Here is an 18,549-nt window from a genome sequence, read left to right on the forward strand (position 1 = left end):
TAAGAGCAACAACAATGGCATGGATAGTCCTGTTCGAGACACATTTTGAAGAAGAATTCGACGATCTGCCTGATGCCGTACAGGATGAATTGTTGGCTAAAGCCAAGCTGTTGTCACACTTCGGCCCCGTTCTAAGCCGCCCACATGCTGACACGCTCAAAGGCTCAAATTATGCCAACATGAAAGAGTTACGATTCTCCGCTGCGGATGGGGTATGGCGTGTTGCATTTGCGTTTGACCCGGAGCGGCAAGCGATTCTGCTGGTTGCTGGAGATAAATCCGGCAGTAGTGAAAAGCGGTTTTACCGCGACTTGATAAAAAAAGCAGATTCCCGTTTTGCGCAACACCTGCAAACACAGGAGGCAAATAAACCATGAAAACCCTAGAAGAAAAGTTACAGACATTGCCAGCACATCGCCAACAGGCCATTGCAGCCCGCGCAGATGCCCTGATTCTGGAGGAAATGACCCTGCAAGCCTTACGCAAAGCCCTGACCATGACACAAGAAGAAATGGCGGCGCGGTTGCAGGTTAATCAGGAAAATATTTCCCGGTTGGAAAAACGCTCCGACATGAAAATTTCGACCCTGCAAGGTTATATTGAAGCATTGGGCGGCAAGTTGAATCTGACCGTAGATTTTCCCGGTCGTGCGCCTATCCGCTTGCAGGAGATTGGTACGGCAGTTTGATGGTGGGCTGGCTTACAGTCGCTCCTGAACCCGACGGTTATGCAGCCACAACAGCAGCCCCGCGCCCACGATCAGCCCGCTTCCCACAAAGAAATTCCACCCCAGCACATCCTGAAACAGCAACACGCTGAACAACGTCGCCGCAACCACCTGCGCATTCAGCCAAGGTGACAGTTCCGAGGCCGGGAGCAGCGTATACGCCTTGATCAGCAGGAAATGCCCAATCGCACCGAACGCGCCCATGCTGATCAGCAGCAGCCATTGCAGCGCATCGGGCGTTTTCCACCACAGCGGAATCAGGCAGCTCAGCACCACCGCGCCGACAATCGAGGTATAAAACAGCGAAGTGCGCGGATCATCGACACCCGCCACCTTGCGGGTCAGCAGAAAATACAAAGTCAGCAGCAGGGAGGCGAAAAACGCCAGCAACAACGCCGGTTCAAAGCTCTGGAAACCGGGGCGGATAATCACCAGTACCCCGACAAACCCGGCAGCCACCGCCAGCAAATGACGCGGCAGGATGCGTTCCCCCAAAAATACGCCCGCCAGCAGGGTAACGAGTATCGGTGCTAGGTACAGCAACGCGGTGGCTTCCGCCAGACTCGCCGTCTTGAGCGACATGTACAGCAAGGTATTGATGCCGACCATGCACAAGCCGCGCAAAAACTGCATTTTCGGCGCACGGGTCACAGCAAAATGACGCAAACCCTGCCCATAAAACAGCAGCGACACAATAATGCTGTGGAACAGGAACCGCGCCCACGTCACCTGAAAGGTCGAAAACTCGCGCATCAGGAATTTCCCCAGCGAATCCATGCCCGCCAAAATAACGGAGGCAATAATCGTGAGGACGATGGCAAGCAAGGCAGGGCGGTTTTTCATGGCAGCAGATTCTCATCATTCAGGGCGGGTGCTATATTCCCAACAAATCGGCGGATGTGAGCAGCAGACATGAAACCCAAAACAACCGTGGTAATGCGCAACATTATCCAGCAAATCCGGGAAAACTTCCCGTTTGCGATGAGCGAGCAAGAGCTATGCGCCGAAACCTGTAGCCACGGCTGTTCCATGAAACTGTTGGAGTACATGGATATGGAAATCACCGAGTGGGAACAGCGGCTGGACAATGGCGAGGTTCCCAATCTGGGCGATATTCAAAAGCTGTCCAAATCGAGCACCAAAATTTACCAGACGTTGGAAAAGAACCAGTTGGTGAAGGGCGCTGAAAGTAAACGCGGCTAAGATTTTTTACCTTGTAAAATGAAAGTTTAAGTTTTAAATTACATGGTATGGAAAGACACTTTACTGCATTCATCAACGAGCTGCTGACCCTGTTTCCGTGCGTGGCACTCACGGGGGTAAGGCAATCGGGCAAAACTACCGCTTTGCGTGATCTGCCGCAGCCGTGGCAACGCTATGATCTGGAAACTGCCAGCGATTACGACCTTGTGGCGCGTGATCCCGACCTGTTTTTTCGCCTGAACCCCAAACAGGTGGCATTGGACGAAGCACAATTATTGCCAGCCCTGTTCCCCGCCTTGCGCGTAGCGATTGATGCTGAGCGTAATAGCAATGGGCGTTTCGTTATCACAGGTTCAAGTTCACCGGAGTTGCTGCATTCCATTTCGGAAAGTCTCGCGGGGCGTGTGGCAATGGTGGAAGTTGCGCCGCTGATGATGAGCGAGGCATTTGCACAACCACCCTCCGGCTTGTATGAACTGATCCAGTCGCGGCGTTTGCTGGCGGATTTTGCCAGTTTGCAACCGAGCAACACCGATTTGCAGCAGCACCATGATTATTGGTTGCGTGGCGGTTATCCCGAACCTTGGCTCAAAAATAATGCCCGTTTCCACAAGTTGTGGATGCAGAACTACGTCAAAACCTATCTGGAACGCGACATTTTGCGCTTGTTCCCCAGTTTGCAACGTGAAAAGTACCAGTTATTCCTGCAAATGCTGGCGCAATTGTCGGGGACGATCATCAATTATTCCGACGTGGCGCGGACATTGGGTATTTCACCGCCGACCGTGCGCGAATATTTCAGGATTGCACACGGTACATTCATCTGGCGGCACATCCCGCCGTATGAAAAGAATGCCGCCAAGCGCATCGTTAAGCACCCCAAAGGTTACTTGCGGGATTCGGGGTTGTTACACCATTTCCTGCACTTGTACACCCAGAATGACTTGCTGGCGCATCCGCGCATGGGACATTCGTGGGAAACGATGGTGATTGAAAACCTGATCCGGGGGCTGAATGCGCAGGGTATCCTGTTTGATTACTACCATTACCGCACCAGTGCCGGGGCGGAAGTGGATTTGGTGCTGGAAGGCGAGTTTGGCCTGTTACCGATAGAAATCAAGTACAAGCAAACCGTATCGCTGCGTGACCTGAAAGGTATCCACAGTTTCATGGAGGAATACCAATGCCCTTACGGGATTGTCGTCAGCAATAACGAGCGGTTGGGGTTGGTGGGTGAAAAGCTGATCAATGTGCCGTTCCGGTATGTGTAAATATCCGGGCTGGATACCTGATAAGCGGTCATTCAGCGCCCTATGAGCCGTGACAAACAGCCTATACTATTAGCTGAGCATTTTGGTTTGAAAATATTTGTATAGCGGCACGAGGGTAGCAAACGGATGAAATCCTATTGGACGCACTGACTTCACGGACGTTTCGCCGTTTTGCACTGGCTGTTATCCTGCTGGCTACTGGTCTGTTGGCGTTCTATTGGCAGCAGGGTAACGCCAGCCAAGGCTCAGGAGTTACCCCTAAAATCAGTTATTACCATTGGGCGAATACCTATACGGATGACCCCGCCCGCCTCCACACTTACGCGCCCGTCCAGCTTTACCTCAAGCTGTTGGATATAGGCTATCGGGATCAAAACCTGTCGATCAACCCGACGGATATTCGCACGCCGCCTTCCGTACCCGTTACACCAGTGGTGTTTCTGGACAATGACGCCTTGAAGGATGCCGCACTGGACACGGTGTATGCACAAATCCTTACCCATATCCCGCCGCAAAAATACCAGCGTTTGCAGGTGGATTGTGACTGGACAGAACAGACCCGCGACACTTATTTCGCCTTCCTGACGCGCTTGAAAACCGATTACCCGTACCTGAGCGTTACCCTGCGCCTGCATCAGGTCAAATACGCAGCACGCACGGGCGTACCGCCGGTGGAACGCGCCGCGCTGATGTATTACAACATGAGCGATATTCGTGACCCGGAAACGCAAAATTACATCCTCGACACGGAAGTAGGGCAGCGCTACCTGCAAAACTTTGAGGAATACCCGCTCCCGCTCGACCTTGCGCTGCCGCTATACCAGCAAACGCGGGTGATCCGCCAAGGCAAGCTGGTGCATTTAGCCAACAGTGCCGAGATTAATGCGGCTAAAACCGAACGTTTGGAAGACAACCATTACAAGGTGACGCAAGGGCATTATTGGCAGGAATATTACCTTTACCCCGACGATGAGTTGCGGGTGGATACGGTCGACCTTAAAGCCTTGCAACAAGCCGCGCAGCAATTGACTGCTGTCATGCACCCCGATGAAGTTATTTTTTATACCCTCAGTGATGCCGCCCGTTTTACCCCAGACGGACTTGCCGCCATCGCCGCCGATTTTTCGCTAAGGAGCCAGCCGTAATGAAACACCTTAAAAAGCTATTCTGGACAGTGTGTATATCCAGTTTCTTGTTTTCCACGGCTGTTTTTTCGTGCGGCTGGAGTGAGACGGCGTATTTTTACTATAATAAAAGCCTCGATATTTTGTATGGCGAGCTGGTCAAACAGCATTTTGATCGCCGCCGCAGTTACTTTCCCGGCTCCTACAACAGCGATGAATACGATGAATCACAGGTAACGCAAACCTACAACGTGCAAACGTGGAGTAGCTACCTGAAGGTTTCGGCGGAAGATGCCAAAGCCATTGTGTATGACAAGGATGCGGAAAAACTGGCGGCCCAACCTGAAGCGGTCAAAACCTATCTGGGTATCGTGGCGAAACAAGACCCCCTTGCCAACCAGGGCGACCCACGCTGGTTGAACAAGGAAGAACAGCAGCAACAGAAAGAAGATAACCAGAAACTCGGTAAAGAAGTTCTTGGCGAGATCAAAAAGCAGCTTGAGACCGAAAAGGATGCCTTTTTACGCCAGCGTTACGCTTACTTGTTGATTCGCAGCCTGCATTACACCGGGCAATACCCGGAGGTGCTGAGCGAATACACACGCCTTGCACCTGACATCCAGCAGCCGGATAAGGAAGTCGCCGTCTGGACAGGCTTGCTGTATGCCGGGGCGTTGCAGCATACCGGCAAACGCGCGGAAGCGGCCTATCAGTTTGCCACCCTCCTTGCTAAAACCGACACCAAAAAACTGCAAGCCCAGATCAATTTCAGCATCAAGACTGACGAAGAGTGGAATGCCTTGATGGCCTTGTGCAAAAGCGAGGATGAAAAAGCCTTGATGCACTTCGTCCGCGCTTTGCGGGTCAATGCCAATTCGCTGGAGGAACTCAAGTCGATCTATGCGCTTGCGCCGGATTCCGAGTGGTTTGATGCGATGCTGTTCCGTGAACTGGCGTTTGTCCAGTTTGCCGACCGTGTGCCCGGCAACGAAGCCAACCCGTGGCTGCAAGCCTCCCGTGGGATCAACAAGGATGTCCTGATCGACGATCTGGGGGCGTATGAGGAAGCCAAAACCGACGCGGCGAAACAGAAATTACGTGACCGCCGCAGCCAATACCTGACGCAACTCAGCCAAGTGGTTGAGCAGGTCAGGCAGGACAAAAAGCGCAAAGACCTGTTCCTGTCCGACTATGCCTCGATCTACCTGAAAGTGTTATCAGCACAACCGATTGCAGTGGCAGATGTTAATACGTTCCTGTCAGCCTACCCGAATGATGCCCGTCTGCCCTATGTCAAACCGCTGGAACACCTAACCTATCTTGAAAACTTAGGTGCAATTGACCCCAGCAGTGAGACAGTGATTGCTGACGACATAACAGCCGTGGAAGCGCTGGAAAAATCCCTCAACAAAGAGGGCGGTGACGACGAATACAACAATGCATACAAGCGCCGCACCCAAGACATCATGACTTACACTTACGCCAAGCTCGAACCGCTGTATGCCAATGCCAAACAACCGGGCAAAGCCTACCTCGCCAAACAGCGTGGCAACATTGTGCTGGATGACATCAAGGTGGAGGAAATCCGCGAGTTGCAAGCCCTGCAAGCCAAACCTTCCCCGAACCGTCTGGAACAAAAGATGGTAGCCGATTTTGGCAATGCCTTCGGCGAGATCGACTATGAAACCAACAAGTTTGTGCTGAACAATGACCCCACTGAACTGATTGCCAGAAAGTACCTCGCTGCCGGTTCACTGGATCAAGCGAAAGCCGCCGCGCTGGAAGCCAAGGACAAGATTTTCAAAACCACTTACAACCCGTTCACCACCGGGCGCAGCGGTAATAACCGGGTCAAATCCAAACCCATGACCCTGCTGGAAGTGATCGACACCATGCAGTCACTGGAAAGCAAGGCTAAAAGCGACCCAAGCGATGCCCTCACTCAGTTCCAGTTGGGCACGGCCTATTACAATATGTCGTGGTTCGGGAATTCCCCCGTCCTGATCAAGACCGCACGCTCGACCATTTCTTGGAAAAAGGGTGAAACCGATTTCAGCAAGGCACGCGAACATTACGAACTGGCCTTGCAACAGACGAGCAACCGGGAACTGAAAGCCAAAACACTCTATGCCTTGGCAAAAATCGAGGAAGACGAGTTTTACATGCAGCAGGAGAAAAAGGGGACTGACATTTACAAGTATTGGCCTCATGGTCAAAACGACAAATATGCCAAAGCGGTGAAATTCGCCAAGAAAAATGGCCTCGGCACATACTTCAAGCAGATACGCGCTTATGAAGATACGCAGTATTTCAAAGATGTGATCAAACAGTGTGCAGATTACCGCTACTATTTCGCACGCTGAGCATGAAAGCCGTTGCTTTGCCTATGCTGCTGGCTTGCTGCCTGATGTTGGTGGTGGGTGTTCGTGCCGGTGAATTAACCGCTGCGCAACAACAGGCGCTGGCTTCGCCGCCCGCCAAAGTGACGCAGGAAATCGAGCATTTCCTGCCGCGCCTATTGGCTTGGTACGCAAAAGCTGAAACCGGGCTGTTACCGCAAGGCCGACCGCTGAACCCGGCAGAACGCAGCATTGCCCATACGCTTGCGATCCGCCAGCCGGACAACATCCGTATCGTGGTATTGGAAACGTTTCCTTTGCCGGATGATGCCGAACTCCGCGCCGATGCCGAAGCTAGCGGCATGGGCAGCGAAGATGCCCGCACGATGGGTGATGCCATCTTACTCAAGCCTTACGTGCACGAAGACCCCGCCGTGATTGCCCACGAACTGGTGCATATTGCCCAGCACGACCGGCTGGGGCGCGAAGCTTTCATGCGCCGTTACCTGACGGAACTGGAAGTGCTGGGCTATGACGCCGCGCCGCTGGAGGTGGAAGCCTACGAGCGGCAGGATGCATTGCTGGGTAAGGTCGCCGCGTTACGTTAGCTCGACAGCACCCGTTCCAGTTCCGCCATCCCCGCCGGTAAATCCAGCTTCGCGCCTGCATCACGCATACTCGAACCCAGTGCGTGCAAGGTGCGGAACAGGTTATAGGCGCGGCTTTGTTCGCCCATTTGCCCGATCCGCAGGATGTTCAAACCGAATGCGCCGGAAATTTCGACCTTGTGGATTCTCGACATGTGGGCGCGGACAGCATCGGCGGAAACGTGTTCCGGCACGACAATGCCCACCACGGAATTGAGGCGATGCGGCTTTTCGATCAGCAAGCTCAAGCCCATTGCTTCGATGCCCGCCTGCAAAGCGTCGGAACAGCGTTGGTGACGGTGGAAACGTTGCGGCAAGGTTTCGTCGCAGACCAAGCGCAGCGCTTCGTGCAAGGCGAGGATACCGGAAACCGGCGCGGTGTAGTGGTAGGATTTCTGGTTCCAGAACTTGTCTGCCAGTTGCGCATCTAGACACCAGTGGAACGGCAATTCTTCGCGGTGGGCGATTTTTTTCTCCCACGCGGTTTCGGAAAACGCCAGCAATGAGACGCCCGGAATTGAGGATAAGCCTTTTTGCCCGCCAGTGATGATCGCGTCGACTTGCCAGTTGTCCATTTCCAGCGGCATGGTGCTCAAGGTGCAAACCGCATCGACGATCACCAAGCAGCCGTAATGTTTGGCGAGTTTGGCAATTTGGTCGAGGTTTTTGTTGCACACGGTGTTGGAGGTTTCGCCCTGCACCAGCGTAACAGCGTCAAACTGCCCTTGTTGCAGGGCGCGTTCCACCACTGCCACATCCGCGCTTTGGTTGTGGGGGACTTCCAAAATAGTCACTTCGGCACGCACGCGCCGCGCAATTTCCGCCATGCGCTGGCTAAAATAGCCATTGGTGATGCACAGTACTTTGGAGCCGGGCGTGACCAGATTGGCAATTGCCATTTCCATCGCCGCCGACCCCGGCCCGCTGACCCCCATGACATGGCTGGAAGCGGTTTGGAACACGTAGCGCCCCATGTCTTTGACTTGTTCGATCACCCGGTTCATGGTTTCGCCCAAGTGATTGATGACAATGGAATTTGCCGCCGCAACTTTTTGCGGAATCGGTACAGGCCCCGCACCCATCATCAACAGTGGTTCATCCGGCAGGATATGCTCAAGCGGCACAATACTGGGCGGGGGGAGTAGTTCGATCATCTGCTGTGTCCGTTTTGTTAAAATAAGCCAAAGACCGCTATTGTAATGCAAAACCGGGAGCGGGTAGCAATCCGTGTGGGGGGCTTTATCGGTTTCTAGAAATATACTGGGCTTATAGGTAAAGTACAGGGATTGTACAATAGGAGGTAAGCAAGATGGATAGCCCCCAACGCGCTGCGGTTGAGTTTAGTCTGGCGTGGCAAAGCGAATTTGCTACCCATACCGACCGTTTCCATGTCAGTAAGCTCAGTTTTTGGCGCGATATTTTGCCGCCCGTGATGGAGCGCGATATTCAAAGCCTTACGCCTGGTTCGAGTTGCGCGGCAGATTTTGCGCCCGGTGAGTTAGTGCCAGCGCAGGATGGTCGGCGCATTACCACATTCCCGCGCCATGGGTTTGCGAGCCAGCAAGCCTGCTTGAGTGTAGAGCCGTGTGTGGGGCGTTTCTATCCGCAAGGGTATGCATGGGAAGCCTTGCATTGTTACAAGGGGGATTTTCGTCCGTTTCGCGTGATTGGTGCGGCGGCGGATAAGCTCATGGCTGACCCCAATCATCCGTTGGCGCGTTACCCTTTGCGCTTGCGTGCTTATTGCGTGCAAACCCTGCCACCACTGCCTGAACGCGGTGGGATGTGCAGCGACATTGCCGAATTGGTGACGGAAAAAGGCCCCGGAATGCAAGCGCCTTATCCGGCGGTCGCCAGTGATTTTTACCGCACTTACCCGTTTACCTGCCTAGATGGGCGCGATGATGGGTTGTTTTACGCCGCACCGCGCATGGTTCGCCATCTGGATGCCACCGCAATTGCACAGGTAACGGCGTTGTATGCCCGCTTGTTGCAGCCGGGGATGAAAGTCCTCGATTTAATGAGCAGTTGTGCTTCCCACTTGCCTGAAACGTTGGAAGGTTTGCATGTCACGGGCTTGGGAATGAATCAGGCGGAGCTGTCTGCCAACCCGCGCTTGCAGGATTCCTTGGTGCATGACTTGAACCAATCGCCCGCGCTGCCGTTTGCCGATAACGCTTTTGATGCGGTCATTTGTACGGTATCTGTCGAATACTTGACGCAGCCGTTGGAAGTGATGCGTGAGTTGGCGCGTGTCACCCAAACGGGCGGTTTGGTCATCATGACGTTTTCGACCCGTTGGTTCCCCAGTAAAGTCATTTCATTGTGGACGGAAATGCACCCGTTTGAGCGCCAAGGCTTGGTGTTGGATTATTTTTTACAGACAGGACGCTTTACTGGCTTGCATACCGAATCTATCCGGGGCTTGCTGCGCCCTGAAAATGACCCGCATTACCGTGAAACAGCCGTGTCTGATCCGGTGTTTGCCGTGTGGGGTTGTGTGAGTAGTTAGGTAAGTTGTGAGATTTTGTGAAAATTTGCGATATATCTATACAATACATGTACAGAATTAGTGTTTATTTGCTATTTATTGCATTTTTTCCTAAGCAAGATGCATCTCTATACTATACTTGGTTGAATTTTAGTGAATGCTTATAAACTAAATTCTTTTACTACAGCGTATTCTGGAGGCATACCATGAGTTCCAATGTACTGGGTCACATCTTGCTTGACCTAAATGAAACAACCCCCGCCATCGAAGCATCGGCCGTCATTTCTGTTGATGGGATGTTGCTGTATTCAGCACTACCCTTGGGCATGGACGGAGACTTGGCGAGTGCGATGAGTTCTGCTTTGTTGGCGGTGGGGGTGCGTGCTTCCACAGTATTGTCGCGTGGAAAAGTTGAGCATCTGTTGGTGAAATCAGCAGGCCATTATATTTTGGTTATCCCCGCCGGAGAGAGTGCTCTGGTCGCTTTCTGGGTGGCAGAAAACGCGCAAATGGACGGGGTATTTCTTGCTGCCCACCAGCTTGCCACGCAAACACGGGAATGGTTTGCTGTAAATGGCATTACCTGCCGCGAAACATGGTGACCCGTGGGTTCAATGCATCGCTGACAAGCAATTCCTCGCTGGCGACTGCATTACTTTTTTCTTGTGCTTCCCCTGCCTCGTGAAGGGTGTTTTCAAACAAGACGAAGGCTTCGCCCAAATTCTCGGGTAGCCAATGGATGGGCGCATCGTCGCTATTGCTGTCGGTGCTAACGGTGTTGCCCGCCATACCATAAACAAACAGTGGAATGCCTGCCAGCCTTGCGAGTACGGGCAGCGTTTCGGTATTTTCATGATGTATCAACACTACCGCATCCGCTTGGATACGCCCCAATGCCATTGGCAGGTGGTTAATGGCTATATCCCCCAGCACATTGACTTTGTACCCGTGGATATTGAACAGGTTCGCCAATAATAAGGCTGTTACCTGTTCATTTGTCCCGCTCGTGTTTGCCAGTAACAAGTGCTTGTTGGTCGCATGGACATTATGCTGCAAATAGCGCAGCCCCAGTTTGGCGCACAAAAATTCATGCAGGAACGTAAAGTCCACGGTCGTGGATGGCAGCAATTCGGCTTGTTTGAGGGTTTGGCGATACACTGGGAAAATCAGGTGTTCGGCAACCAGTTCGAGTGGGTAAAGGAAAATGGCCTCATTAAAAGCGGCGTCCAATGACTGTATGTCGAGCTTTTGGACGCAACGCCGAAACAGTTCCCGAAAAGCTGCCCACGGGGTATCACCGGATTTGCTCGCCAGCAGGGAAACGCTGGGGGCGGTGCTCATATTGTTGTCTAAGGCTTCGCGTACTTGGCTGGCGGCAATACCTTGCTTTAACAGCCCCACGATTTGCTTAACTCTATCCACGTCTTGTTGGCTATAAAGGCGGTGGCCTTTGGGGGTGCGGTAAGGTTCCAAGAGCTGATAGCGGCGTTCCCACGCCCGTAAGGTAACGCTGTTTACGCCAGTTTGCTCAGATACTGTACCGATAGGGAATAGCGCGGCTTCTTCGATGAGTGGCTTTTGCATGTGCTTTGTCAGCCTTGTGGAAATATCCTTTAATTATAAGTAAAGTACAGCCTATGTACAACATTAGGATTCCTGCCAAGAACGATGGAGATGCTGCATGACTAACGAAAAATCACCTGCCATCCGTCCTGTCCTGCTGCAAGCACTGCTTGACCATGCCGAACACGGTATCACCATTGCCGAGCGCGAAGGCAGCGACACCATTCTGCTGTACGTCAACCAAGCATTTGAACGGCTCACGGGATATGCAGCGGATGACTGCCTCTATCAGGATTGCCGCTTCCTGCAAAACGACGACCGAGACCAACCCGAGCGGGAAAAAATCCGCGCTGCCATTGAAAACGGGAAATCTGTACAAGTTATCCTGCGCAATTACCGTAAAGACGGCAGCTTGTTTTGGAATGAGTTAAGTATCACCCCTTATTTCGACGCGCAGGAAGGCGTGACGTATTACATCGGCATCCAAAAAGACGTAACCGATTTAGTCCTGTTGCAACAACAACTGGCAACCGCGCAAGAGCGCATCAAACAACTGGAAGAAAAGCCATAAATACCGAACCTTGCAACGATTCCCCCCAACGCATCACCATCGGTGTTAGCGCCTGTTTGATCGGGCACGAAGTCCGCTTTGACGCAGGGCACAAACGCGACCCGTACATCACCAATGTGCTGGGGCAATATTTCGATTTCGTGCCGCTATGCCCGGAAGTCGGGGCGGGTTTGGGCATCCCGCGCCCGACCATCCACTTGATCCGTCGTGATGACACGATCCGTGCGGTGAATGTGAAAAATGAAACCATTGACCACACCGACGCGCTGGGCGCTTACATCCACACCGTCATTTCCCAATTGCAAGACGTTTGCGGTTACATCCTGAAAAAGAATTCGCCCAGTTGCGGCATGGAACGGGTGAAAGTCTACAACCCAGACAAGCCGAAATTGCCGCCGGAGCGTGATGGGGTGGGGATTTTCGCACGAGGCTTACGCGAACATTTCCCGTTGTTGCCGATAGAGGAAGAGGGGCGCTTGTGCGATCCGGTATTGCGGGAAAATTTCATCGAGCGCGTGTTCGTCTATCACCGCTGGCGCAGTTTGGTGGCTGGCGGGCCGACTCCGGCGAAATTGGTGGATTTCCACGCTGACCACAAATACATCCTGATGGCACACGACCAGCACAATGCCAAGCAATTGGGGCAACTCGTGGCGCAAGCGGGCACGGCTGCCGATTTCCCGCAACTGATGGCAAGCTACATCCAATTGCTGATGGCGGCACTGGAAAAACGGGTGACACGTGGGCATCACGCCAATGTGCTGATGCACCTGATGGGCTATTTGAAAACTCAATTGGATGGCGAAGACCGCGCCGAATTGCTGGAAACCATCCACGATTACCGCAGCGGCTATGTGCCGTTGGTCGTGCCGATTACTTTGCTGAAACACCATTTCCGGCGGCATCCCAATGCCTACATTGAACGCCAGCATTACCTGAACCCGCATCCGGGCAAGCTGATGCTCAGAAATCAGTTGTGAGCAAAGACGCTCCATGACCGCTATCGTTTGGTTCCGCCAAGATTTGCGCCTCTCTGACAATGCCGCGCTCTACCACGCTTGCCGTGCGGCGGGGCAGGTAATTCCGCTTTTCATCCACGACCCCACGCCGACCACCGTTAGCCAGTTGGGGGCAGCGAGTTCTGTGTGGCTGCATCACAGTTTGCAAGCTTTGGATACGGATTTGCAGGCCGTGGGCAACCGCTTGGTTTTGCGCCAAGGCGAAGCATTGCCCATCCTGCAAGCCTTGATCGCGGCAACGGGCGCAACCCGCGTGTATTGGAATCGGGTTTACGATCCCGCCAGCCTTTCCCGCGACACGCAGATTAAGGCGGCGTTGCGGCAGGTTTGCGAAGTCCACAGTTTCAACGCCAGCTTGTTGAAAGAGCCGTGGGAAGTGCTCAAAAGCGACGGCACGCCTTACAAAGTTTTCACACCGTATTGGAAGGCCATGCTGAAAAGCGGCATCCAGCGCTTGCCATTGCCCTCGCCACCACACATTCCCGCCCCTACAGTGCCTGTTGCCAGCGAATCGTTGGAATCCTTCGGCCTGTTGCCGCGCATCCGTTGGGACACGCCAATGATGGCGCATTGGCAAGTGGGCGAAACCGCAGCGCTGCAACGGTTGCTTGATTTCCTGCCAGACAGCGGCGCGGATTACAAGGATGCGCGTAATTTCCCCGCCCAACCCGCGACCTCACGCTTATCCCCGCATTTGCATTTCGGGGAAATCAGCCCCCAGCAAGCGGTTTACCACACGGAACACTTTCTTACGCAACACCCCGGCGCGGAAAGCGGCTTACGCCATTTCATGCAGGAAATCGGCTGGCGCGAGTTTAGCTATTACTTGCTTTGCCACTTTCCGCAGACGATTGATCAGGCGTTGGATGTACGTTTCCGGCAATTTCCCTGGGCAGAAAATACAGCAGAACTGCTGGAACGTTGGAAGCGCGGGCAAACGGGTTTCCCTATCGTGGATGCGGGAATGCGCGAGTTGTGGCACACGGGTTGGATGCACAACCGCGTGCGCATGATCGTGGCTTCGTTTTTAACCAAGAATTTGCTGATCCCGTGGCAGGCAGGGGAAAACTGGTTTCGTGACACCTTGGTGGATACCGACCTTGCCAGCAATGTATTCGGCTGGCAGTGGACAGCAGGCTGCGGGGCGGATGCTGCGCCGTATTTCCGTATCTTTAACCCGATCCTGCAAAGCCAGAAATTTGATGCGGCGGGTGATTATATCCGCCGCTGGGTTCCTGAATTGCCCTGTTCTTCGCCCATCGTTGACTTAAAAGCTAGTCGCGAGCGGGCGTTGGAGAGGTTTAAGCGGATTGCGGGCAGTGGCACGGTTTGAGTGAAAATCAGCGGAATCTCGCGCTTCACCCATTCGTAAACAGCAGCAGAACCACCGCAGCCTTTCCCACACCCGCCGGAACCACACCCCGCCGCCATTTCCCGTACCTTGCCCTGCTTTTGCCAATAACCCAGCGCAAAGCGGGCAGTGTCGGTGGCAATGTCGAAATGTGTCGCTACATCCTGCAAGCTGGCGTTACCCCGTCGTTGCAGATAGTCGCGGATTTCCCCCAGCATCATGACCTTTCCTCCCCGCCAAGTAAAAAGCATAAACGGTTAATGTAAATGCGCCCAGAATCAGCGCCGTCCACACCAGCGATTGCACGGGATGCAGCGCGAAAGTGGCAAGTTGGTAAAACAGCACTGCCGCGCCATACCCCAAGCCCGTACTCCACGCCACGCCCAAAGCCGCCCAGCGTGCGCCGGTTTCGCGGTACATCGCGCCCGTCGCTGCCACGCAGGGGAAATACATCAGGATGAACAGCAAGTAAGCAAACGCGCCGATCTTGCCATCAAACCGTTGCTGCATGGCACTAAAAGTGGCGCTGTTGACATCTGGTTTCTTATCGACCGCGCCAAAACCCAGCGGGTCGCTCAAGCTGCCTAACTTATCGGCAAGGTTAGCCGGAATGGTAGCAAGCGCTGCCTGCAAACCCGTGCCCAAATTGAAAGTATCATCTTTTGTAGGAGCCTGCCCCGCAGGCGATCCGCCCGTTTCCATCTGCCCGTACAGCGCATCCAACGTCCCCACCACCACTTCTTTCGCCAGCAAGCCGCTGACAATGCCGACCGTGGCAGGCCAGTTTTCTTGGCGTATCCCCATCGGGGAAAATGCCGGGGTGATGGCTTTGGCGGTGGCGCTCAGTACGGATTTTTCGGTGTTCTGGTTGCCGAAACTGCCATCCGTGCCGAGGCTGTTGGCGATATTGATCACCATCACCACCAGCACAATGATTTTGCCCGCACCGATGATGAAACCTTTCAGCTTGCCCCAGGTGTTGATCAGGATGTTGTACAAGCTAGGCACTTGGTAAGTCGGCATTTCCATCACGAAATGGTCAGCGCCGCCTTGCAGCAAGGTCTTGCGCATGATCAAGCCGGTGAGGATGGCAAACGCAATGCCCACCAGATACAGCAGGAACACAATGTTTTGCCCGCCTGTGGGGAAAAATGCCGCTGCGAACAGCGCATACACCGCCAGCCGCGCCCCGCAGGACATGAATGGCGCCATCAGCACGGTAAGGACGCGCTCGCGGTGGCTATCCAATGTCCGCGCCGCCATGATCGCCGGGACATTACAGCCGAAACCAACAATCAGCGGTACAAAGGCTTTGCCGGAAAGCCCCAGTTTGCGCATGAATTGATCCATCACGAACGCTGCCCGCGCCATGTAGCCGGATTCTTCCAACAAGGTCAGGAACAAATACAACGCGGCAATGATGGGGATAAAGGTCGCCACCACTTGTAAACCGCCGCCTAACCCATCCGCCAGCAATGTCACCAACCATTCCGGCGTACCGAAACCGCCCAGCCAATGGCGCGTACCATCCACCGCCACGGTTTGCAGGGTCAGGTCGAAAAAGTCGATGAAGGCCCCGCCCAAATTGATGCTAAACAGGAACAGCAAATACATCATCGCGAGGAAAATCGGCACGCCCGTCCAGCTTCCCAGCACCCAACGGTCTACCTTGTCGGAAAGGGTACGGCTGATCTTGCCGCGTTCGTGCACCACTTCCCGCGCAATGCGGGTGGCAAGGTCGAAACGCGCATCCGCCAGCAGGAAATCAAAGGCTTCACCGCTTTCGGTTTCGACCTGCTGGTGCAATGGGGCAACGCTGCTTTCGGTTTTGCTGGTTTGTAAGGTCAGTAAGGCTTCGCTGCGGTCACGCCCTTGGGTCTGCATGGTGTGCAGCACCTTTTCCACGCTTGCGTGATAAGGAATGTCGAAATGGATGGCGGAAGCGCTGGGCAGGTAGTGGCAAATCGCATGGTGGACAGGGTGTAAGTCTTTGTCTTGGCGCAGTGAAACCGGGATCACCGGGCAACCCAAGCGTTCGTGCAAGGCTTGGATGTCGATTTTCATGCCGCGCCGTTCCGCCACATCCATCATGTTGAGCAGCACGATCATGGGGACATTGAGTTCGCGCAGTTGCAGGGTCAGGTAAAGGCCGCGTTCCAGCGTGCTGGCGTCCACAATATTGAGGTATAAGTGGTCAGGATGCTCTTGCACGAAATTGCGGGCAACCCGCTCATCCGCTGAGGTATCGCTGTAATCCAAGGAATATGTGCCGGGCAGGTCAACCACATGCAAATCTTCGTTGAGCAGGCGGCATTGGCCTTCCTTGCGCTCAACCGTCACGCCGGGCCAGTTGCCAGTGCGTTGGCGTGCGCCGGTCAGCAGGTTGAACAGCGTGGTCTTGCCTGCATTGGGGTTGCCGAGCAGGGCGATTTCCCGTGCCAGCAGTGCTTTGGGGCAACGTCGGTCGTCGGTATTACAGCATTCCTTCGCCACAACTTACTCCTGTACGTGGACTACGATTTTATCGGTAATGGTATGTCCAAGGCTGATGCGGTTGTTGCCATTGCCCAGTACAATGTCGCCTTTACGGTTGCGCAAGATTTCGATCCGCGTACCCGTGCCTAGCCCCATGCCCAGCAAGCGGATGCGTGTCGGGGTGTCGGTCTGGACAGCATGGATGTGAGCAGAAGCGTGTTCCGCCACTTGGGAGAGGGTTTGGGTATTGGCTAAGCTCATGCTAGGGCTACCTGTATATGAAAATGATTCTCAACTTTATATCACGTCATGCTAATATTCAAGAGTCGCTGAACATTTTCTATAAAGGAATGTCATAAACCCTGACACGCAAGTTTGACTGTTGCGTGTTGGTTGTGGACTCCTCAAATTCCTCCCCGGCAATGTACCGGGGAGGGTATTTTTACTCTTCACAGATATGAGGGCTGCTGTGAAAACAACAAATTACTTACTTGCTGCATCAATCTTGCTGCTCACCGTGGGGGGCTGTGGTCGGGTGGAAAAAGACATGCTGGCAGCACCGGACGATGACCAACTTGACCGTTACGGTCTGGATGCGGTGAAACTGGGGGACAAACGCGCGGATGCAGGTAAACAATTGGATGCGCTGCTGAGCAAACCGATGCAATGCAAACCGGGCAAAACCGGGTTGGGTGACAAGCGCAAGGCTTACATCACCGAAGATTGCACTGCCGTGCCTGTCGACGGGCAGGTTGGCAAGCTGTGGGATGAAAAGCTCACCAGCTTTTCCGCTACCTTTGTGGAAAACCAACTGTGCCACCTGAAACTTGAGTTGCAGACTTCCGGCAATTACGAAGCCTTGTACGACAAGCACGGCAAGAAAATCATCAACCTGTTCGGCAAGCCCGATGAAACTGGCACGCAGTCGGTGAAATGGCAGCGCCAAGGCGATGAAGTTACCGTGCAAGACTTAGGCGATGGCAAGGTTGCGGTCGACATCAGCAATAAAAAGGTCATGCAGGCGCTGCATCATAAAGGCGACTGAAACCTGACGGCGGCAAGTTCTGCTATGATGCACGGGTGTTGACTACCTTGTGCATCCATGTCCCGTATTATCCTTTTCAACAAGCCGTTTGATGTCCTCTGCCAGTTTACCGACGGGCAGGGCAGGCAAACTTTGGCTGATTTCGTCACCGTCCCCAACGTTTATGCAGCCGGAAGGCTCGACCGCGACAGCGAAGGCTTACTGCTGCTCACCGATGATGGGCGCTTGCAGCATAAAATCGCCGACCCCAAACACAAAACCAGCAAAACCTATTGGGTGCAAGTGGAAGGCTCGCCAACCGAGGCCGATGTGCAGCCCTTACGTGATGGGGTAATGCTCAACGACGGCATGACCCGCCCCGCCAAAGTACAGATTATTGCCGAACCTGCCGGATTATGGGCGCGGAACCCGCCGATCCGCGTGCGCAAAGCCATTCCCGATGCTTGGTTGGAAATTACCATCAGCGAAGGGCGCAACCGCCAAGTGCGGCGCATGACCGCTGCGGTGGGTTTCCCGACCTTGCGTCTGATCCGCTACCGCATTGGTTCGTGGACGCTGGACGGCATTGCCAGTGGCGAATGGCGCGAAGCCTGACCACTTATCCCCGTAAAACCGCCAGTCATCGGCCTTCAGGTGTTGTTCAGCTATAAGCTGGGCGTATAGTCAGTTCATCGGCGTTTTATAGCCGCCGATACCCCCTATAACCAATTGAATACTAAAAAT

20 protein-coding genes are annotated in these 18,549 nt (G+C 53.9%); 14 read left to right on the top strand and 6 right to left on the bottom strand.

From position 1 onward, the window contains the following. Positions 1–14 precede the first annotated feature (14 nt). Positions 15–377 (top strand): type II toxin-antitoxin system RelE/ParE family toxin, encoded by a 363-nt coding sequence (locus tag PHE17_RS09140; RefSeq protein ID WP_301015528.1) that lies wholly within the window; start codon positions 15–17, stop codon positions 375–377. Continuing rightward, positions 374–688, top strand: a complete 315-nt coding sequence (locus PHE17_RS09145; RefSeq protein ID WP_301015529.1) for a helix-turn-helix transcriptional regulator — start codon at positions 374–376, stop codon at positions 686–688. Before PHE17_RS09140 ends, PHE17_RS09145 begins: the two co-directional genes overlap by 4 nt. A 12-nt stretch (positions 689–700) precedes the next feature. Here PHE17_RS09145 and PHE17_RS09150 read toward each other — a convergent pair whose 3' ends face one another. Further along, positions 701–1,570, bottom strand: coding sequence for a DMT family transporter (locus tag PHE17_RS09150; RefSeq protein ID WP_301015530.1), 870 nt, complete (start codon positions 1,568–1,570; stop codon positions 701–703). A gap of 69 nt (positions 1,571–1,639) precedes the next feature. Here PHE17_RS09150 and PHE17_RS09155 point away from each other — a divergent pair, with 69 nt between their 5' ends. From PHE17_RS09155 to PHE17_RS09175, 5 genes are all read left to right on the top strand, one after another. Next, complete coding sequence (locus PHE17_RS09155; protein ID WP_301015531.1) at positions 1,640–1,930, top strand: hypothetical protein; 291 nt, start codon at positions 1,640–1,642, stop codon at positions 1,928–1,930. 47 nt (positions 1,931–1,977) lie between these two features. After that, the gene (locus PHE17_RS09160) at positions 1,978–3,201 is read left to right on the top strand and encodes an ATP-binding protein (RefSeq protein ID WP_301015532.1); all 1,224 of its coding nucleotides are present in this window, start codon (positions 1,978–1,980) and stop codon (positions 3,199–3,201) included. Between the two features lie 137 nt (positions 3,202–3,338). Next, positions 3,339–4,346, top strand: coding sequence for a hypothetical protein (locus PHE17_RS09165; protein ID WP_301015533.1), 1,008 nt, complete (start codon positions 3,339–3,341; stop codon positions 4,344–4,346). After that, positions 4,346–6,688 carry a hypothetical protein gene (locus tag PHE17_RS09170; RefSeq protein ID WP_301015535.1) on the top strand — a complete coding sequence of 781 codons (2,343 nt, stop codon included), beginning with the start codon at positions 4,346–4,348 and terminating at the stop codon, positions 6,686–6,688. Before PHE17_RS09165 ends, PHE17_RS09170 begins: the two co-directional genes overlap by 1 nt. A 2-nt stretch (positions 6,689–6,690) precedes the next feature. Next, positions 6,691–7,272: a DUF4157 domain-containing protein gene (locus PHE17_RS09175; protein ID WP_301015536.1), complete on the top strand. Its 582-nt coding sequence runs from the start codon at positions 6,691–6,693 to the stop codon at positions 7,270–7,272. Here the strand turns inward: PHE17_RS09175 and PHE17_RS09180 are convergent. Next, complete coding sequence (locus PHE17_RS09180) at positions 7,269–8,465, bottom strand: alanine--glyoxylate aminotransferase family protein (protein WP_301015537.1); 1,197 nt, start codon at positions 8,463–8,465, stop codon at positions 7,269–7,271. The genes PHE17_RS09175 and PHE17_RS09180 overlap by 4 nt on opposite strands. Positions 8,466–8,620: 155 nt before the next feature. On the opposite strand from PHE17_RS09180, the gene PHE17_RS09185 reads away from it, so the two are divergent. After that, complete coding sequence (locus PHE17_RS09185) at positions 8,621–9,823, top strand: methyltransferase domain-containing protein (RefSeq protein ID WP_301015538.1); 1,203 nt, start codon at positions 8,621–8,623, stop codon at positions 9,821–9,823. Between the two features lie 185 nt (positions 9,824–10,008). Beyond that, the gene (locus PHE17_RS09190) at positions 10,009–10,404 is read left to right on the top strand and encodes a roadblock/LC7 domain-containing protein (RefSeq protein WP_301015539.1); all 396 of its coding nucleotides are present in this window, start codon (positions 10,009–10,011) and stop codon (positions 10,402–10,404) included. On the opposite strand, the gene PHE17_RS09195 is transcribed toward PHE17_RS09190, so the two are convergent. Then, the gene (locus tag PHE17_RS09195) at positions 10,382–11,386 is read right to left on the bottom strand and encodes a MerR family transcriptional regulator (protein ID WP_301015540.1); all 1,005 of its coding nucleotides are present in this window, start codon (positions 11,384–11,386) and stop codon (positions 10,382–10,384) included. The genes PHE17_RS09190 and PHE17_RS09195 overlap by 23 nt on opposite strands. A 97-nt stretch (positions 11,387–11,483) precedes the next feature. Between PHE17_RS09195 and PHE17_RS09200 the strand changes: the two genes are divergently transcribed. Genes PHE17_RS09200 through PHE17_RS09210 form a run of 3 tightly spaced genes read left to right on the top strand, consistent with a single transcriptional unit; the run spans position 11,484 to position 14,288 of the window. Then, entirely contained in the window at positions 11,484–11,936 is a 453-nt protein-coding gene (locus PHE17_RS09200) for a PAS domain-containing protein (RefSeq protein ID WP_301015541.1), read from the top strand. Positions 11,937–11,974: 38 nt separating this feature from the next. Further along, positions 11,975–12,916 (top strand): DUF523 and DUF1722 domain-containing protein, encoded by a 942-nt coding sequence (locus tag PHE17_RS09205; protein WP_301015635.1) that lies wholly within the window; start codon positions 11,975–11,977, stop codon positions 12,914–12,916. Positions 12,917–12,929: 13 nt separating this feature from the next. After that, complete coding sequence (locus PHE17_RS09210; protein WP_301015542.1) at positions 12,930–14,288, top strand: deoxyribodipyrimidine photo-lyase; 1,359 nt, start codon at positions 12,930–12,932, stop codon at positions 14,286–14,288. On the opposite strand, the gene PHE17_RS09215 is transcribed toward PHE17_RS09210, so the two are convergent. From PHE17_RS09215 to PHE17_RS09225, 3 genes are read right to left on the bottom strand one after another with little or no spacing between them, the layout of a single operon-like run. Beyond that, positions 14,171–14,527, bottom strand: coding sequence for a FeoC-like transcriptional regulator (locus PHE17_RS09215; RefSeq protein ID WP_301015543.1), 357 nt, complete (start codon positions 14,525–14,527; stop codon positions 14,171–14,173). The genes PHE17_RS09210 and PHE17_RS09215 overlap by 118 nt on opposite strands. After that, a complete protein-coding gene (gene feoB / locus PHE17_RS09220) occupies positions 14,484–16,799 on the bottom strand; it encodes a Fe(2+) transporter permease subunit FeoB (RefSeq protein ID WP_301015544.1) in 2,316 nt (771 codons plus the stop codon). The genes PHE17_RS09215 and feoB overlap by 44 nt, the downstream gene beginning before the upstream one ends. Positions 16,800–16,802: 3 nt before the next feature. After that, entirely contained in the window at positions 16,803–17,042 is a 240-nt protein-coding gene (locus tag PHE17_RS09225; protein ID WP_301015545.1) for a FeoA family protein, read from the bottom strand. Between the two features lie 208 nt (positions 17,043–17,250). Between PHE17_RS09225 and PHE17_RS09230 the strand changes: the two genes are divergently transcribed. Together PHE17_RS09230 and PHE17_RS09235 are read left to right on the top strand one after the other, a co-directional pair. Then, positions 17,251–17,826, top strand: a complete 576-nt coding sequence (locus tag PHE17_RS09230; RefSeq protein WP_301015546.1) for a hypothetical protein — start codon at positions 17,251–17,253, stop codon at positions 17,824–17,826. A 57-nt stretch (positions 17,827–17,883) separates the two neighbouring features. Next, entirely contained in the window at positions 17,884–18,420 is a 537-nt protein-coding gene (locus PHE17_RS09235) for an rRNA large subunit pseudouridine synthase E (RefSeq protein ID WP_301015547.1), read from the top strand. The last annotated feature ends 129 nt before the right edge of the window (positions 18,421–18,549 follow it).

The organism is Thiothrix sp. (genome assembly GCF_028714775.1).
Taxonomy (GTDB): domain Bacteria; phylum Pseudomonadota; class Gammaproteobacteria; order Thiotrichales; family Thiotrichaceae; genus Thiothrix.

Bases quoted from the DNA above. Each gene is read 5' to 3' on its own strand.
- PHE17_RS09140 (WP_301015528.1), top strand. From the start codon at position 15: ATGGCATGGATAGTCCTGTTCGAGACACATTTTGAAGAAGAATTCGAC.
- PHE17_RS09145 (WP_301015529.1), top strand. From the start codon at position 374: ATGAAAACCCTAGAAGAAAAGTTACAGACATTGCCAGCACATCGCCAA.
- PHE17_RS09150 (WP_301015530.1), bottom strand. From the start codon at position 1,570: ATGAAAAACCGCCCTGCCTTGCTTGCCATCGTCCTCACGATTATTGCC.
- PHE17_RS09155 (WP_301015531.1), top strand. From the start codon at position 1,640: ATGAAACCCAAAACAACCGTGGTAATGCGCAACATTATCCAGCAAATC.
- PHE17_RS09160 (WP_301015532.1), top strand. From the start codon at position 1,978: ATGGAAAGACACTTTACTGCATTCATCAACGAGCTGCTGACCCTGTTT.
- PHE17_RS09170 (WP_301015535.1), top strand. From the start codon at position 4,346: ATGAAACACCTTAAAAAGCTATTCTGGACAGTGTGTATATCCAGTTTC.
- PHE17_RS09175 (WP_301015536.1), top strand. From the start codon at position 6,691: ATGAAAGCCGTTGCTTTGCCTATGCTGCTGGCTTGCTGCCTGATGTTG.
- PHE17_RS09180 (WP_301015537.1), bottom strand. From the start codon at position 8,465: ATGATCGAACTACTCCCCCCGCCCAGTATTGTGCCGCTTGAGCATATC.
- PHE17_RS09185 (WP_301015538.1), top strand. From the start codon at position 8,621: ATGGATAGCCCCCAACGCGCTGCGGTTGAGTTTAGTCTGGCGTGGCAA.
- PHE17_RS09190 (WP_301015539.1), top strand. From the start codon at position 10,009: ATGAGTTCCAATGTACTGGGTCACATCTTGCTTGACCTAAATGAAACA.
- PHE17_RS09195 (WP_301015540.1), bottom strand. From the start codon at position 11,386: ATGCAAAAGCCACTCATCGAAGAAGCCGCGCTATTCCCTATCGGTACA.
- PHE17_RS09200 (WP_301015541.1), top strand. From the start codon at position 11,484: ATGACTAACGAAAAATCACCTGCCATCCGTCCTGTCCTGCTGCAAGCA.
- PHE17_RS09210 (WP_301015542.1), top strand. From the start codon at position 12,930: ATGACCGCTATCGTTTGGTTCCGCCAAGATTTGCGCCTCTCTGACAAT.
- PHE17_RS09215 (WP_301015543.1), bottom strand. From the start codon at position 14,527: ATGATGCTGGGGGAAATCCGCGACTATCTGCAACGACGGGGTAACGCC.
- PHE17_RS09225 (WP_301015545.1), bottom strand. From the start codon at position 17,042: ATGAGCTTAGCCAATACCCAAACCCTCTCCCAAGTGGCGGAACACGCT.
- PHE17_RS09235 (WP_301015547.1), top strand. From the start codon at position 17,884: ATGTCCCGTATTATCCTTTTCAACAAGCCGTTTGATGTCCTCTGCCAG.